This window comes from Herbaspirillum sp. CAH-3 (assembly GCF_009668275.1).
In the GTDB taxonomy this organism is placed as follows: Bacteria; Pseudomonadota; Gammaproteobacteria; order Burkholderiales; family Burkholderiaceae_D; genus Herbaspirillum; species Herbaspirillum aquaticum.
Genome location: NZ_VSWE01000010.1, coordinates 98,168 through 112,506, shown reverse-complemented (window position 1 = coordinate 112,506; position 14,339 = coordinate 98,168). Strand labels below are relative to the sequence as shown.

The following is a 14,339-nucleotide window of genomic DNA, read 5'->3' as shown; positions in this document are numbered from 1 at the left end:
CGGAGATGAAAACGAAATTGGCAATCAAGGCAGGCGTACTGGCCACCATGCTGGCCTGTGCAGGGGCCGCACAGGCCGAACTGACCATCGGCGTGGTGATGTCACTGACCGGCCCCGGCTCGGGCCTGGGCATTCCGGCCAAGAACGGCTTCGCGCTGTGGCCCGAGACTATCGGCGGCGAGAAGGTCAAGATGATCATCCTGGACGATGCCACCGATCCCACCCAGGCCAGCAAGAATGCGCGCCGCCTGGTGGCCGAGGACAAGGTCGACCTGCTCATCGGTTCGGCCGCCGTGCCGCCCACGCTGGCCGTGGCCGATGTGGCGCTGGAATCACAGACGGTGCAGCTGGCCATCTCCCCGATCGAGACCGCTGAAGGAAAAGACGCCTGGACCTTCCGCCTGCCGCAATCCACGGCCGTCATGGCCGGTGGCGTGGTGGAGCAGATGAAGAAGATGGGCGTGAAGACCATCGGCTTCCTCGGCTACTCCGACTCCTATGGTGAAAACTGGCTCAAGGAAGTACAGCGCCTGGCCACCGCCGCCGGCATGAAGATGGGCACGGTGGAACGTTTCTCGCGGGCCGACACCAGCGTGACCGCCCAAGCACTGCGCGTGGTCAGCGCCAATCCGGATGCTGTCCTGGTGGTGGCCTCGGGCAGCGGCGCGGCCATGCCGCACAAGGCGCTCATCGAGCGCGGCTACAAGGGCAAGATCTTCCAGACCCACAGCGCCGCCTCGCGCGACCTGATCCGCCTGGGCGGCAAGGATGTGGAAGGCTCCTACGTCATCTCCGGCCCGGCCGTGGTGCCGGAAGCCCTGCCGGACAGCAATCCCTCCAAGAAGCTGGCCATGGATTTCGTTACGCGCTACGAGAAGCAGTTTGGCGCAGGCACGCGCAACCTCTTCGCGGCCCATACCTACGATGCGCAACTGGTGCTGCAGAAGGTAGTCCCGGAGGCGCTGAAGAAAGCCAAACCCGGCACTCCCGCCTTCCGGACTGCCTTGAAGGAAGCGCTGGAGACCGCCGGCCCGATCCAGATCTCGCAGGGCACGCTGAACTACTCGGCCAAGGATCACTTCGGCCTGGGTGACGATGCGCGCATCATGCTGACCATCCAGAACGGCAACTGGAAGGCGGTCAATCCGTAATCCGCCCTCCTGTCCGCGCGGCGGCGCGAGGTCTCCAGCTTGCGCCGCCGTTTTCCAGCCTGACGTTTTCTGCACCACACCCGAAACATGGACTCCTCCATTGCCGCCATCCTGACCCTGGATGGCCTGACCAACGGCATCGTCTATGGCTTGATCGCCATTGCACTGGTGCTGGTTTTCACGGTCACCCGCATCCTCTTCATTCCCCAGGGGGAATTCGTCGCCTATGGCGCGCTCACCCTGGCCATGCTGCAACAAGGCCAGCGCCCCGGCCCACTGTGGCTGCTGCTGGTACTGGCCGTGTGCGCGGCCGGCATGCAGGCCGCACAGCTCTTGCGCGCGGGCCAGGCCGCGCTGTTGCCGCGTACCCTGCTGGGCACGCTGGGCGTGCCATTGGCCATCGCCGCACTGGTCTGGTGGGCCGCGCCGCAGCAGTTCGCGCTGCCGGTGCAGGTACTGCTGACCCTGCTGCTCATTACCGCACTCGGGCCGCTGATGTACCAGGTGGTCTATGAATCGATGGCCGATGCCAGCGTGCTGCAGCTGCTGATCGTCTCGGTCGGCATCCACCTGGCCATGACCGGACTGGGGCTGGTGTTCTTCGGGGCCGAGGGCTTCCGTACCCCGGCCTTCTGGGATGAACGCTGGAACCTCGCCGCGCTCACCTTGAGTGCCCAGACCGTGGTGGTGGTGGTGGCGGCTGCCGCGCTGCTGGTGGCACTGTGGCTGTTCTCCGGGCGCACGCTGTATGGCAAGGCGCTGCGCGCCACGGCGGTCAATCGCCTGGGCGCACGGCTGATGGGAATCTCCACGACGCTGGCGGGCAAATTGTCGTTTGCCGTCGCAGCGTTTATCGGTGCTCTGTCGGGGGTATTGATCGGCCCGATGAGCACCATTTTTTATGACTCGGGTTTCCTGATCGGCCTGAAGGGATTCGTCGCCGCCACCATCGGTGCGCTGGCGAGTTTCCCGGCAGCCGCAGGGGGCGCGCTGCTGGTGGGCTTGCTGGAATCCTTCAGTTCCTTCTGGGCCAGCGACTTCAAGGAGGTGATCGTGTTCCTGGCGCTGTTGCCGATCCTGCTGTGGCGCTCGCTGGTCACACCCGCGCATGACGAGGATGAGGAATGATGATGAACAAACGACTCCCTCTCTACGCGCTGCTGGTCGTGCTGGCGCTGTTCCCCATCCTGCCCACGCCGCAGTTCTGGGTGATCCAGGCCAACTACATCGGCCTGTATGCGCTGGTGGCCATCGGCCTGGTGCTGCTGACCGGCATCGGCGGCATGACCTCGTTCGGACAGGCGGCCTTCGTCGGCATGGGGGCCTACACCACCTCCTACCTGACCACCGTGCACGGCGTGTCGCCGTGGCTGACGCTGCCGGTAGGCCTTCTCATCACCGGTGTCTCGGCCTATGTACTGGGCCGCATCACGCTGCGCATGTCCGGCCACTACCTGCCGCTGGCCACCATCGCCTGGGGTATCAGCCTGTACTTCCTGTTCGGCAAGGTGGACTTCCTCGGCAAATATGACGGCATCTCCGGCATCCCCGCGCTGCAACTGGCGGGGTTGGACCTGGCCAAGGAACGCCACCTGTATTACCTGATCTGGGCCATCGTGCTGGCCGCCGCCTGGGTCTCGCTGAACCTGCTGGATTCGCGCGCGGGCCGCGCCATCCGCGCCCTCAAGGGTGGACGTTCGATGGCCGAGGCCATGGGCGTGGATACGGGACGCTACAAGATCCTCATCTTCGTCTTTGCCGCGCTGCTGGCATCGGTGTCGGGATGGCTGTTTGCGCACATGCAGCGCACCGTCAATCCCTCGCCCTTCAGCCTGGCGATGGGCATCGAATATCTCTTCATCGTGGTGGTCGGCGGCATTGCCCATATCTGGGGTGCGCTGCTGGGCGCGGGGGTACTGAAACTGCTGTCGGACCAGTTGCAGGTGCTGCTGCCGGCGCTGCTGGGCGATGGCGGCAGTTATGAAAGCATCGTCTTCGGCCTGATCCTGATCCTGTTGCTCAAATACGCACGCGGCGGCCTCTGGCCCTGGGTACGCGCGCTGTGGCTGCGTGCCTTCCCGGCCGCGCCGGCACCACTGCGGGTGGCCACGGCCGCGCCGATGGACAAGCGCAACGGCCCGGCACGCGGTGCGCCGCTGCTGGAGGTGGACCAGATCAACAAGCGCTTCGGTGGACTGGTGGCGGTCAATGACGTCTCCTTCAAGGTCAAGGCCGGCGAGATCGTCGGGCTGATCGGTCCCAATGGCGCGGGCAAATCGACCACCTTCAATCTGGTCACGGGCCTGCTGCATGCCAGCGGCGGGCGCGTCAGCTTCAACGGTCGCGACATCGCCGGACTGCCGGCGCGCGCCATCGCACGGCTGGGCATCGCCCGCACCTTCCAGCACGTGCGGCTGCTGCCGGGCATGACGGTGCTGGAGAACGTGGCCCTGGGCGCGCACATGCGCAGCCAGCAAGGCTTCCTCAGCAATACGGTCAACGCCATGCTGCATCTGGAACGCGCCGAAGAGCAGGCGCTGCTCGATGAAGCCGCACGCGCCCTGCATCGCGTCGGCCTGCAGCACCTGATGCATGAGCAGGCTGGCAACCTGGCACTGGGCCAGCAACGCATCCTGGAGATCGCCCGCGCCCTGTGCTGCGATCCGCTGCTGCTGTTGCTCGATGAACCGGCCGCAGGGCTGCGCCACCTGGAAAAGCAGGCCCTCTCCAAGGTGCTGCAGGAGTTGCGCGCCGATGGCATGAGCATCCTGCTGGTGGAACATGACATGGAATTCGTCATGGAACTGACCGACCACATCGTGGTGATGGAATTCGGCACCAAAATCGCCGAAGGCACACCGCAAGAAATCCAGCGGCATCCCGCCGTGATCGAAGCCTACCTGGGTGGAATCGAATGAGTGAACTGGTCCTCGACGTCGCGCAACTGCGCGCAAGCTATGGCAAGGTGCAGGCGCTGCACGACATCAACCTGAAGCTGGAACGCGGCAGCATCGCCACCGTGATCGGGCCCAATGGCGCGGGCAAGTCCACGCTGCTCAATGCCATCATGGGCGTGCTGCCGGCGCAGGGCACGGTGCGTTATCAAGGCAAGCCGGTGGAACGCTGGAGCCTGGAACAGCGCGTGATGGCGGGCATCGCCCTGGTGCCGGAGCGGCGTGAACTGTTTTCCACCATGAGCGTGGAAGACAACCTGCTCTTGGGGGGATTTCGCCGCCTGCGCTTGCGGCAGGGACAGCCGCTGGATCAGCTGGCCACCGTCTTCGAGCTGTTCCCGCGCTTGAAGGAGCGCCGCGCCCAGCAGGCCGGTACGCTCTCCGGCGGCGAGCGCCAGATGCTGGCCATCGGCCGCGCCATGATGGCCAAGCCGGAACTGCTGATGCTGGACGAACCCAGCCTGGGTCTGGCACCACGCATCGTCAAGGAAATCCTGCATATCGTTTCCGAACTGCGCACGGCCGGCATCTCGGTGCTGCTGGTGGAGCAGAATGCGCGCGCGGCCTTGCAGACGGCCGATTATGGCTATGTGCTGGAACTGGGCAAGGTCACCATGCAGGGCGAGTCCGCCAGGCTGGCGGGAGATCCGCAGGTGATCCAGGCCTACCTGGGATTTGGCAAGAAGCTGGAAGCCGAGGTGGTGGCGGCTTCCTGAGGCTTGACGTTTTCTGCACCACGGTATGTCAAAAACACATAGAACGAGGAGACCGACATGAAAAAGCTTTTCCTGCTGCTGGCTGCCCTGACGCTGTCCTTCCAGGTGCATGCGGCCAGTGATGCCGACAACACCACCCTGGTGCCGCCGCAACCCAAGCTGGCCTTCCTGGCCCGCTTCTCGGTAGACCTGGTGGCGCCGATCTGGGAGCTGGGCAAGACCTCCGACCTGGGCCGCCGCCGCATCATCCCGATCACCGGCGGCAGTTTCAAGGGACCGCTCATCAATGGCGAGATCCTCAACAACGGTGCCGACTGGCAAACCGTGACGGCCGATGGCCTGGCCATCATCGACACCCGCTACCTGCTCAAGCTCGATGACGGCGAGCTGGTCTACCTGCAAACCCGTGGCGTGCGCTACGGCCCGCCGGAGGTGATGGCCGAGGTCGCCAAGGGCAAGCCGGTCGATCCGTCGCGCTATACCTTCCGCCTGTTCATGAACTTCGAGACCGCCTCCAAGAAGTACGACTGGCTCAACCGCGCCATGGGTGTGGGCTACGCCATGCGCCTGGGCAACGCGGTGGTATATGACGCCTACCTGCTCAACTGAGGTGGACGGAGCCGATGACGATGCACTACACACCCCCGCTGCGCGACTTCGCCTTCGTCCTTGATGAGGTGCTGCAGGCACCGCAGGCCTTGCGCGCCTTGCCTGCACACGCCGAGATCGATGGCGAACTGATGATGCAGGTGCTGGAAGAGGCCGGCCGCTTCGCCGCTGACGTGGTCGCGCCTTTGAACGGTATCGGCGACCGCGAGGGTTGCCGTCTCGAAAACGGAACGGTCACCACGCCGCCCGGCTTCGCGCGCGCCTATGCGCAATTCTGCGCAGGCGGCTGGCCGGCCCTGGCCTGCGCACCCGAGCACGGCGGCCAGGGCTTGCCGCATGTGCTGGACTGCGCCCTCTATGAAATGCTGAGCGCGGCCAATCATGGCTGGACCATGTATCCCGGCTTGCTGCATGGGGCCTATGCCTGCCTGGCCGCGCACGGCTCGCCCGAGCTGCAGGCACGCTATCTGGAGAAGATCGCCAGCGGCCAATGGCTGGCCACCATGTGCCTGACGGAAGCGCAGGCCGGCAGCGACCTGGGGCAATTGCGCACACGCGCCGTGCCGCAGGAGGATGGCAGCTATCGCCTCACCGGCGACAAGATTTTCATCTCCGGGGGCGAGCACGACCTGACGCCCAACATCGTTCACCTGGTACTGGCGCGCTTGCCGGATGCGCTACCGGGCAGCAAGGGGCTGTCGCTGTTCCTGGCCCCGCGCGTGCTGGGCGATGGCAGCCGCAATGGCGTGCACTGCACCGGCATCGAGCACAAGATGGGCATTCATGGCAGCGCCACGTGCAGCCTGCATTTCGAGCAGGCGCAGGCGTGGCTGGTGGGTGAAGCGGGACGCGGCCTGGCAGCGATGTTCGTGATGATGAATGCCGCGCGCCTGCATGTGGGCGCGCAGGGACTGGGGCTGGCCGAAGCAGCCTGGCAGCGCGCCAGCGCCTATGCGCGTGAACGTCGCCAGTCGCGCGCACCGGGTTCATCGGGCAATGACCTGATCGTGCGCCACCCTGCCGTGCAGAAACTGCTGATGGAGCAGCGCTGCCGCATCGAGGGCGCGCGCCTGCTGACCTGCTGGGCTGGCCTCTTGCTGGACCTGGCCGCGCATGATCCCGATGCAACCCAGCGCCGCCGCCATCATGAACGGCTGGAATTCATCACGCCGGTCATCAAGGCCTTCCTCACCGATCTGGGATTCCAGTGTGCCAGCCGTGCGCTGCAGGTCTTCGGCGGACATGGCTATGTGATCGAGACGGGGATCGAGCAATTCATGCGCGACGCCCGCATCACCATGATCTATGAGGGGACCAACGAGATCCAGGCGATCGATTTCCTGATGCGCAAGGTGCTGGGCGATGAGGGGAAGCGGCTGGATGATTTCCTCGCGCTGGTGCGCGCGGACATCGAGGAGGGAACCCTGCTTGGTGATCAGGCCCGATTGCTGGCCAACGCTGTGGATAAATTAAGTGGGCTTGCCAAGCGTATTGCCACGGCGGCGGTGCAATCGCCCTCCCTGCCCTACTTTGTTGCCGATGAAATGCTGCGCCTGACCGGCCATGTGGCGCTGGGCTGGATGTGGCTGCGCGCGGGCCGCAGGGCGCTTTCGGCCATGGCCTCGGACCCGGCCTGGTACGGCGGCAAGCGGGATGCCGCGTGCTATCATTTCGCCTTTGTGTTTGCGGAAGTCCACCAGTTGTCCAGCGTGATCGAAGGCTGCCTGGCGACCGGGCTGCCGCCCCTTCCTACCGACCTGGACCACCATGCTGCCCAAGAAGCCGGCTGATTTCGATTCCGACGACGATGCAGCGCCGAGCGCGGCGCTGGACCAGCAGCTGCTGCTGAGCCTGGTCGGCTACAACTGCCGCCGCGCCTACATCACCATCATGCCGTTGTTCGAAAAGCGGATGGCGAAGTTCGAGCTGCGGCCAGTCGACTTCACGGTGCTCAGCCTGCTGAAGGCCAATCCCAACATCAACCAGAAGCGCCTGTCCAAGGCCATCAACGTCTCCCCGCCCAACCTGGCGACCTTGCTGGACAAGCTGGAACAGCGCGGCCTGGTAGTACGCCAGCGCAATCCGCAAGACCGGCGTTCACAGGTCCTGGCGCTGACCCCTGCCGGCATGCGCATGTGCACCAAGGCCGAACAGACCGCCATCGAGCTGGAGCTCAAGGCCACCGAGATGCTCTCGGACACCGAACGCGCCCAGCTCATCGGCTTGTTGCAGAAGATGTTCCTGCCGCAGTAAGCGGCATTTTTTCATTCCATTCTCAACGCAGGAAGACCAGCTCGGCATAGCTGGGGTTGGCATGCGCACGCTGGTATTGCTTGAGGTCTTCGATGACCTGGGCGCGGGTCAGGCCTGGCTGTTGTGGCTGCTCGGCAGCGGCGGTGCGCGTTTGCTGCGCCGGAATGCTGATGGTCGAGGCCGGCTCGGCCTTGGCGGGTTCGGCGGCATAGGCTGCCTGCGCTGCGATGCCAGCTAAGGCAAGCGTGGCGGCCAGGGCGAGTTGGCGTGTGAAGATCTTGTTCATGTTCTGCTCCCTGGAATGCAAGCGGATGCTGCACGGTGCGTATCGCTTATGAATGCTTGATTCCCATACAGACATTCTATTGTTTCCATTCCGGTGGAAAAACCGGGGATCCGGCAACGCTCTTTTGCGGAAGGCGAAAGAATGCTCCCAGGCATCTTGTCGATTTGCCAGCACTGGTATGACAAATGATGAGCTGCAAGGCTTTTACCCGCCTCCATCGGGCTTTCCCCACGACCAGCCACCCTCAGAATTGGTAAATCTTATAAATAATTTTCAGGGAACAGGCATGAAAATCGGCACCCGTCTTGGCGGCTCCTTCCTGCTGGTCACGTTGCTGGCTTGCGTACTCATTACCGCGTCCCTGCTCACGCTGACCCGGATCGGCCAGCACTGGGGTGATTTTTCCGGCACCGTGCTGACCAAGCAGGACTACGCCACCCAGGGCTACATCAAGCTGGGCGACGGCGTACAGAACTTCAAGAACTACGTGGTGCGCGGCAAGGACTATGACAAGCATTTCCTGGCCGATATGGACGCCATCGCCCGCCTCATGAGCGAGTACCGCAAGCTGGGCGTGGACAACCCCAAGGAAGAAGAGCTGCTGCAGAAGATCAGCACGGGCGAACGCAATTACCGTGAAGCCGTGGCCAAGGCACAGGCGATGAAGGCCGCCGGGGCAGCGGTCAACGAGATCGATGCTTCCATCAGCGGCGCCGACAAGGTGCTGGGCGCAGGTTTTGCGGGCCTGTTGGCGATTGCGCGTGAGAACGCCAATGGCACCGGCCAGGAAATCTCCAGCGCCATCCGCAACGGCGAAGTGGTCGAGCTGGGCGTAGGTGCGGTGGTAGTGGTGCTGGCCGCACTGCTGGCGCTGCTTGCCACCCGCTCGATTACGCGCCCCATCGCCGAGGCGGTCACCATCGCCAAGACGGTGGCGGCAGGCGACCTGGGCAGCCGTATCGAGGTCAAGCGCAAGGATGAGACCGGTGAACTGCTGCAAGCCTTGAAGGAGATGAACAGCAGCCTGCAGCGCGTGGTCGGCGGTGTGCGCACCGGCAGCGATACCATCGTGACGGCCTCGACCCAGATCGCCGGTGGCAATCTCGACCTGTCGGCGCGCACGGAACAACAGGCCAGTTCGCTGGAAGAGACGGCGGCGGCGATGGAGCAGATCACCTCCACCGTGCGGCGCAATGCCGATCATGCGCGCCAGGCCAATGCGATGGCGGGCTCGGTGTCGGAAGTAGCCTCGCGCAGCGGGCTGGTGGTGACGGATGTGGTGAGCACCATGGACGAGATCCAGGCGTCGGCGCGCGAGATTGCGGACATCATCAGCGTGATCGATGGCATCGCCTTCCAGACCAATATCCTGGCGCTCAATGCGGCAGTGGAGGCCGCGCGCGCCGGTGAACAGGGGCGCGGCTTTGCGGTGGTGGCCTCTGAGGTGCGCAGCCTGGCCCAGCGCGCGGCGACAGCGGCCAAGGAAATCAAGACCCTCATCGGAACCTCCGTGGAGAAAGTGGAAGCCGGTAGCCAGCTGGTCAGGAATGCGGGCGCGACCATCGAGGAACTGGTGGTGAGCGTGCGCAGCGTGACGCAGATCATGAGCGAGATCTCGGCCGCCAGCGGCGAACAGGAAGCCGGCATCGAACAGGTCAACCAGGCCATTGCACAGATGGATACGGTGACGCAGCAGAATGCGGCGCTGGTCGAGGAGGCTGCGGCAGCCACGGAAGCGCTCAAGGAACAGGCGCGCAGGCTGGCGGAGTCGGTGAGCGTGTTTCGGCTGGGGGTGGGGAGGATGGCTTGAAGGGGGAAAGATGCATCGTGCAACTATCGCTGGTGACTTGGCGAGGAATCAGGGCATGGCGCGACGTTTGACCGAAGCTGCAATCTCGCGGGCCAGTTTGAAAAATTCTTCTTTATCGATGGGCTTCATTCCGCGCTTGTCGGCATTCCTGGCGTCACGAATCACGTAAAACATCAGCTCGGGCTTTTCATTCCTGGCGTCGGGGTCGCCTTGGGTCACGATTGAATAACCATAATCTTCCGTCACCTTGTCCTTGCGGATCAGGCTCACCATGGACTCCACACCTTTCTGTCCGGCGAAATCAATGGTGTTGTGGCCGCGCATCGTCAATAGATTCTTGATCGATTCGTAGCTTCGGTAATCCTGGGTCCAGAAGAAATTGGACTTGTAGAGTGCCGTCAATTTCGCCGGATCCTGCGATTCCAACGGGCGCTTTGCACTGGCGTCTTCCAGCATTACGGTCACGTCTGGATGGTTCTTGAGCCGATAGGTCGTTGCAATTGTGTGACCGTACCTGTCCGGGCCGTCAATCGGAATGAACAAGTGCGGCATACAAAGTCCGAAGCCTGACGGCACCGTCATGTCCTCACGAAGTGCAACTGTGCTTAGCAGCTTGCTCATGAACTGAACGAACTCTGGAATGCGATCATCTGGCGCATTCATCCCCCACTTGAACGCATGGCGATTCATGGTCTTGGCTGCATAGAGATATCTGAACCGCCGTATTGCAACCCCATCACCCTTCGGCAGATTGAATTCCTGGTATGCCGCTTCGGGCATATTGGCATCATTTTTTTTATAACTTTCAGCATCCGCTTGATACTGCGCGCGAGTCCTTTTAGCCTCGGCCAAGAAACGCTGGATCTTCTCTTCCGAAAGGGCATGCGTGACCTGCATGGCGCCTACATAGTGGTATTTGCTGTATGGAGCAACTTGACCATCTTCGAATTCGCTATATACGGTCCGGGCAGGATGGAGAAGTTGGGAGAAGGCTGTCGCGGCTACGTCAGCCTTATCCGGCAACGAAATTTCCAGATAGCCCACACAATCTTTAGTCCATAAACGCGCATCGGATGCGATGGCACTGCAATTAAAAAGAGGCAAGACAGCCAGACATGCGACAACCAAGCGATGAAATTTCATATCAACTCTCGAATGGCATGTGTAAATGAGGGCTTTTCCTACGCACGGCAATTCCAACCAAATTACGATCTGCAATCAATGTAAGGAACGTAGCTTGACCGAAGTCGCAATCTCTCGGGCCAGTTTGAAAAACTCATCCTTTCCGATCGGTTTCATACCGCGCTTCTCAGCGTTCTTGGCGTCGCGGATCACGTACAGCATCAGTTCGGGCTTCTGATTTCCGGCGTTTGGATCGCCGTCGGTGACAACCAGATATCCATAGTCCTCTGTTGCTTTGTCCTTGCGAATCATGCTCACCATGGACTCCACACCTTTCTGCCCGGCGAACTCAACCGTGTTGTGACGCCGCAAGGTCAGCAGATTCTTGATCGAGTCATAGCTTCGGTAGTCTTGGGTCCAGAAGAAATTGGACTTGTAGACTGCCGTCAGTTTCGCGGGGTCTTGTGATGGGTAAGGACGTCTGGCGCTGGTATCTTCCAGCAACACGGTGACGTCGGGATGTCTCTTCAGGCGATACGTAGTGGCAATTGAATGACCATAAATCTCGGCACCATCAATGGGAATGAACACGTGAGGCATGCAAAGTCCGGGAGCTGACGGCACGGTGAAATTATCACGCAATTCGACCGCGTTGATCAGTTTGTTCATGAATTGAACGAACTCGGGAATACGGTCGTCGGGCGAAGTCAAGCCCCAACTTACCGCATGAAGGCCCATGCTTTTGGCAGCATAAAGGTATCTAAAACGTCGCATTCCAAGCCCATCCCCCGCATGGAGCTTGTGCTCCTCGTACTCGGCTTCCGGCGCATCTGCATTCAACTTCCTGTAGCCTTCAGCATCCTCCTTAAGTCGCATGCTGGTTTTACGTATATCGGACAAGAAACGCCTGTTCTCGTCGGCAGACAGACGACGCGTCACTTCCATCGTGCCTGCATATTCATACTTGCTATATGCTGCAACTTGGCCGTCTTCAAATTCACTATACAGCGTACGTCTTGCCTGAAACAGCTGCTCAAATGCGGTCGCAGCAACATCGGCCTTTTCCGGCAAGGAAATTTCCAGATGGCCAACGCAATCCCTGCTCCACGGAGTTTCAGCAGAAGCAAGGGCGGCCCAATGACACATCATGAAGACCGTCACACTTAAAACAGAAAACAGGCAAATTCGCATAGAAAACCTGAAAGAGCCTGAGCGAGGCAGGCGGCCTCCAAAGGCGATCAATTGGAGATCGAGTCGGGTCAATCCACGATGCTGTGCCACATTGCGCCCAGCTCCTCATACTTCTTCATGACGTGGCGCTGGGCGGCATCATAGATGCGCTGGGCTTCGTCGGCTTCGCGCTTGATCTCGGCCACGGTTTTCTTTTTCAGTGCGCTGGCCTGGTCTCTTGCCGCCTCGGCAGCCGCCTGCAATTTCTTTCTGGCCGCTTCAGCCTGTTCTTCGATCTCCCGCTTGGCCGCCAGCGCTTTATCCTCAACCTGGCGTTTGGCGCGTACGGCGGCATCCTCGACGGCATGGTAGCCGCTGACGATGCGGTCGCGGGCGCGATCATAGGTACGCACCGTGTAATCCTTGATGTCACGCGCGTCTTCAGCCATGTCCGCAGCACGCTCCGCCACCTTGCGCTCGACCAGTTCGCCGATCTTGCGCGTGGCTGAATCGCCTTCGCCCTGCAAAAATACCTGTCGGAAGCGGGCATAGCCACCAGTGATGAAAATCGGTTCGTGCTTGCCCGCCACCCGGAAGCCGGCGCGGGAATCATGGATATAGTCGTCGAAGAGCGTTACCGAGGCGGCCGGAGGCACCGGGCCTGCGCACAGGATGTCGTAGAATTTTTTCTCTTCCGCAGTCAGGCGCTCCTTGGCTGCATCCGTCAGGACGCCCGCCAGCGGCGAGACGCGGCGCGCATATTTCCGGGCCATCTGCCCCATGCGCTGATCCAGATCCAGATTGCAGCGATCGCGCCAGTCACGGATCATTTTCCCGAGTTCGACATCGGCTTCCAGCAGATCCTTCTTGTCAGGGGTCGCAGCATCCCGATAGAAGCGCTTGTTCAACAGCAAGCCGCCCTTCCCCTCATGCAGTGATCCTCGCCACCGAAGATACTGGCGGGTATGGGCCTGCGTAAATTCGCGAATGCTGCCGGCCTTGATGCCGTTACCTGCCAGCCAGTCGTTGTAGGCCTTGACCAAACGCGCGTCGGTGGCAAACCCCTTGGCGCTGGCAGGATCTTTCGCCAGCTCGGCCAAGGTCAGGAGCGGTACGCCGCCCTTGAGTGCGGCAAAGTGCATGTCAATGAGGGGAATCTGCGAAAGCTGCGGTGACAAGCCCCAGTCAGGCATGGATTTGCCCTGCTCTCCCGGCAGATAGCCGCCACCCACGTCAGAGTGCATACCGGGATAGCCGACATTCTTCCACCCTGTGGAGGACTCCAGCGGAAAACTGGCGCGTTGTTCGTGCAGCGCCACGAAATGCGCGCACTCTTCAACCGCGGGCAGAATGGATTGCGTATTGTGCGCCCAGGCCATGTGGCCGAAGGTGATCGGCGTTACATCCCCGATGCCAACCGAGGCGACCGTATCGAAGATACCGAGGAAACCGATGCGAATTGGCACACCGGCGATTTCGAAGGCACCACCCGAAGGCGTAAAGAGTTCGTGCAGCCAATGCGTGAACGCGCGAGCCTCAGCCGCTCCGCGCGAAAAGCCGAATACCGAAACATTGATCTGCACGATCTTGCGCTGGCTGGATTTGACAGCGGCCGTCAGCTTGTCGATGAACTGTTTGTAGATGTCGGCGCGGCGCATCTGCTCCGGTGCGTTCAGCAAATAGCCGGGCACGTTCCACTGTCCGACTTTCATGTCCGCCGTCGCTGCATAGGCGTTGCCCCCCGCCAGCATGGAAGAACTCATGAAGTTGACGAGTTCACGCCGTTGCCCGTTACCGCTGAAAAGACCAGTGCCTGTCAGATAGTTGTGGATCGCATCGAGCAGATAAGTGATACCCCAATTGATACGGTCGGCGCCCATGAAGCCAAAGGCATTCCCGCCGATATCCGTTCCCAGCTTGCTGGTATCGCCGATCTCTGCAAATGGGGTTCCGACCCCTTGCATGTAAATCTTGTAAAAGCCGTTGCTGGTATCACCGATGTAAGCGTCATACAGGCGCGCGACATTGCTGTGCTTGTTGCGCTCTCGCTGCGTCTTGGTCTGCTTGTCTTCGACCCACTTGTCGTTGTTGCCGGTGCCATCGAAGAACAAACCGACGAATACCTGTCCCTTGCACGCGGTGCTACCTGGCGCACGCAAGCAGGCCAGTGCCTTGGCACGCTGCGAAGCCTCCCTGGCGGAGAATTTACGTTTACCGTCCGATGGCACGGCCTTTCCTGTATACAGCATGGTCATGATCAGTTTCCTT

General features: G+C 61.5%; 12 protein-coding genes. 8 read left to right on the top strand and 4 right to left on the bottom strand.

Going from position 1 to position 14,339, the window contains the following annotated elements; translation table 11 throughout:
• Positions 1–5 precede the first annotated feature (5 nt).
• The 7 genes from FYB76_RS14390 (at position 6) to FYB76_RS14360 (ending at position 7,683) form a co-directional block, all read left to right on the top strand.
• Positions 6–1,151: an ABC transporter substrate-binding protein gene (locus FYB76_RS14390; protein ID WP_154134076.1), complete on the top strand. Its 1,146-nt coding sequence runs from the start codon at positions 6–8 to the stop codon at positions 1,149–1,151.
• Between the two features lie 87 nt (positions 1,152–1,238).
• Positions 1,239–2,279, top strand: a complete 1,041-nt coding sequence (locus FYB76_RS14385; RefSeq protein ID WP_034334616.1) for a branched-chain amino acid ABC transporter permease — start codon at positions 1,239–1,241, stop codon at positions 2,277–2,279.
• Complete coding sequence (locus tag FYB76_RS14380; protein ID WP_088756054.1) at positions 2,276–4,069, top strand: ATP-binding cassette domain-containing protein; 1,794 nt, start codon at positions 2,276–2,278, stop codon at positions 4,067–4,069. The genes FYB76_RS14385 and FYB76_RS14380 overlap by 4 nt, the downstream gene beginning before the upstream one ends.
• Positions 4,066–4,821, top strand: coding sequence for an ABC transporter ATP-binding protein (locus FYB76_RS14375; RefSeq protein WP_154134075.1), 756 nt, complete (start codon positions 4,066–4,068; stop codon positions 4,819–4,821). Before FYB76_RS14380 ends, FYB76_RS14375 begins: the two co-directional genes overlap by 4 nt.
• Before the next feature lie 57 nt (positions 4,822–4,878).
• A complete protein-coding gene (locus tag FYB76_RS14370) occupies positions 4,879–5,430 on the top strand; it encodes a DUF3237 domain-containing protein (RefSeq protein WP_088756052.1) in 552 nt (183 codons plus the stop codon).
• Between the two features lie 14 nt (positions 5,431–5,444).
• Positions 5,445–7,220 carry an acyl-CoA dehydrogenase family protein gene (locus tag FYB76_RS14365; protein WP_154134074.1) on the top strand — a complete coding sequence of 592 codons (1,776 nt, stop codon included), beginning with the start codon at positions 5,445–5,447 and terminating at the stop codon, positions 7,218–7,220.
• The gene (locus FYB76_RS14360; RefSeq protein ID WP_154134073.1) at positions 7,198–7,683 is read left to right on the top strand and encodes a MarR family winged helix-turn-helix transcriptional regulator; all 486 of its coding nucleotides are present in this window, start codon (positions 7,198–7,200) and stop codon (positions 7,681–7,683) included. Before FYB76_RS14365 ends, FYB76_RS14360 begins: the two co-directional genes overlap by 23 nt.
• A gap of 22 nt (positions 7,684–7,705) precedes the next feature.
• Here FYB76_RS14360 and FYB76_RS14355 read toward each other — a convergent pair whose 3' ends face one another.
• Positions 7,706–7,969 carry a hypothetical protein gene (locus FYB76_RS14355; RefSeq protein ID WP_154134072.1) on the bottom strand — a complete coding sequence of 88 codons (264 nt, stop codon included), beginning with the start codon at positions 7,967–7,969 and terminating at the stop codon, positions 7,706–7,708.
• A 286-nt stretch (positions 7,970–8,255) separates the two neighbouring features.
• Here FYB76_RS14355 and FYB76_RS27040 point away from each other — a divergent pair, with 286 nt between their 5' ends.
• Positions 8,256–9,779 carry a methyl-accepting chemotaxis protein gene (locus FYB76_RS27040; protein ID WP_154134071.1) on the top strand — a complete coding sequence of 508 codons (1,524 nt, stop codon included), beginning with the start codon at positions 8,256–8,258 and terminating at the stop codon, positions 9,777–9,779.
• A 48-nt stretch (positions 9,780–9,827) separates the two neighbouring features.
• On the opposite strand, the gene FYB76_RS14345 is transcribed toward FYB76_RS27040, so the two are convergent.
• The 3 genes from FYB76_RS14345 to FYB76_RS14335 form a co-directional block, all read right to left on the bottom strand.
• On the bottom strand, positions 9,828–10,922 hold the full coding sequence (locus FYB76_RS14345) for a T6SS immunity protein Tli4 family protein (RefSeq protein ID WP_229296972.1): 1,095 nt from the start codon (positions 10,920–10,922) through the stop codon (positions 9,828–9,830).
• Positions 10,923–10,997: 75 nt separating this feature from the next.
• Positions 10,998–12,164: a T6SS immunity protein Tli4 family protein gene (locus FYB76_RS14340; protein ID WP_229296971.1), complete on the bottom strand. Its 1,167-nt coding sequence runs from the start codon at positions 12,162–12,164 to the stop codon at positions 10,998–11,000.
• On the bottom strand, positions 12,161–14,326 hold the full coding sequence (locus tag FYB76_RS14335) for a DUF2235 domain-containing protein (protein WP_154134070.1): 2,166 nt from the start codon (positions 14,324–14,326) through the stop codon (positions 12,161–12,163). The genes FYB76_RS14340 and FYB76_RS14335 overlap by 4 nt, the downstream gene beginning before the upstream one ends.
• Positions 14,327–14,339: the final 13 nt, after the last annotated feature.

Coding starts and splice junctions, on each gene's coding strand:
- FYB76_RS14390 (WP_154134076.1), top strand. CDS start 6: ATGAAAACGAAATTGGCAATCAAGGCAGGCGTACTGGCCACCATGCTG.
- FYB76_RS14385 (WP_034334616.1), top strand. CDS start 1,239: ATGGACTCCTCCATTGCCGCCATCCTGACCCTGGATGGCCTGACCAAC.
- FYB76_RS14380 (WP_088756054.1), top strand. CDS start 2,276: ATGATGATGAACAAACGACTCCCTCTCTACGCGCTGCTGGTCGTGCTG.
- FYB76_RS14375 (WP_154134075.1), top strand. CDS start 4,066: ATGAGTGAACTGGTCCTCGACGTCGCGCAACTGCGCGCAAGCTATGGC.
- FYB76_RS14370 (WP_088756052.1), top strand. CDS start 4,879: ATGAAAAAGCTTTTCCTGCTGCTGGCTGCCCTGACGCTGTCCTTCCAG.
- FYB76_RS14365 (WP_154134074.1), top strand. CDS start 5,445: ATGACGATGCACTACACACCCCCGCTGCGCGACTTCGCCTTCGTCCTT.
- FYB76_RS14360 (WP_154134073.1), top strand. CDS start 7,198: ATGCTGCCCAAGAAGCCGGCTGATTTCGATTCCGACGACGATGCAGCG.
- FYB76_RS14355 (WP_154134072.1), bottom strand. CDS start 7,969: ATGAACAAGATCTTCACACGCCAACTCGCCCTGGCCGCCACGCTTGCC.
- FYB76_RS27040 (WP_154134071.1), top strand. CDS start 8,256: ATGAAAATCGGCACCCGTCTTGGCGGCTCCTTCCTGCTGGTCACGTTG.
- FYB76_RS14345 (WP_229296972.1), bottom strand. CDS start 10,922: ATGAAATTTCATCGCTTGGTTGTCGCATGTCTGGCTGTCTTGCCTCTT.
- FYB76_RS14335 (WP_154134070.1), bottom strand. CDS start 14,326: ATGACCATGCTGTATACAGGAAAGGCCGTGCCATCGGACGGTAAACGT.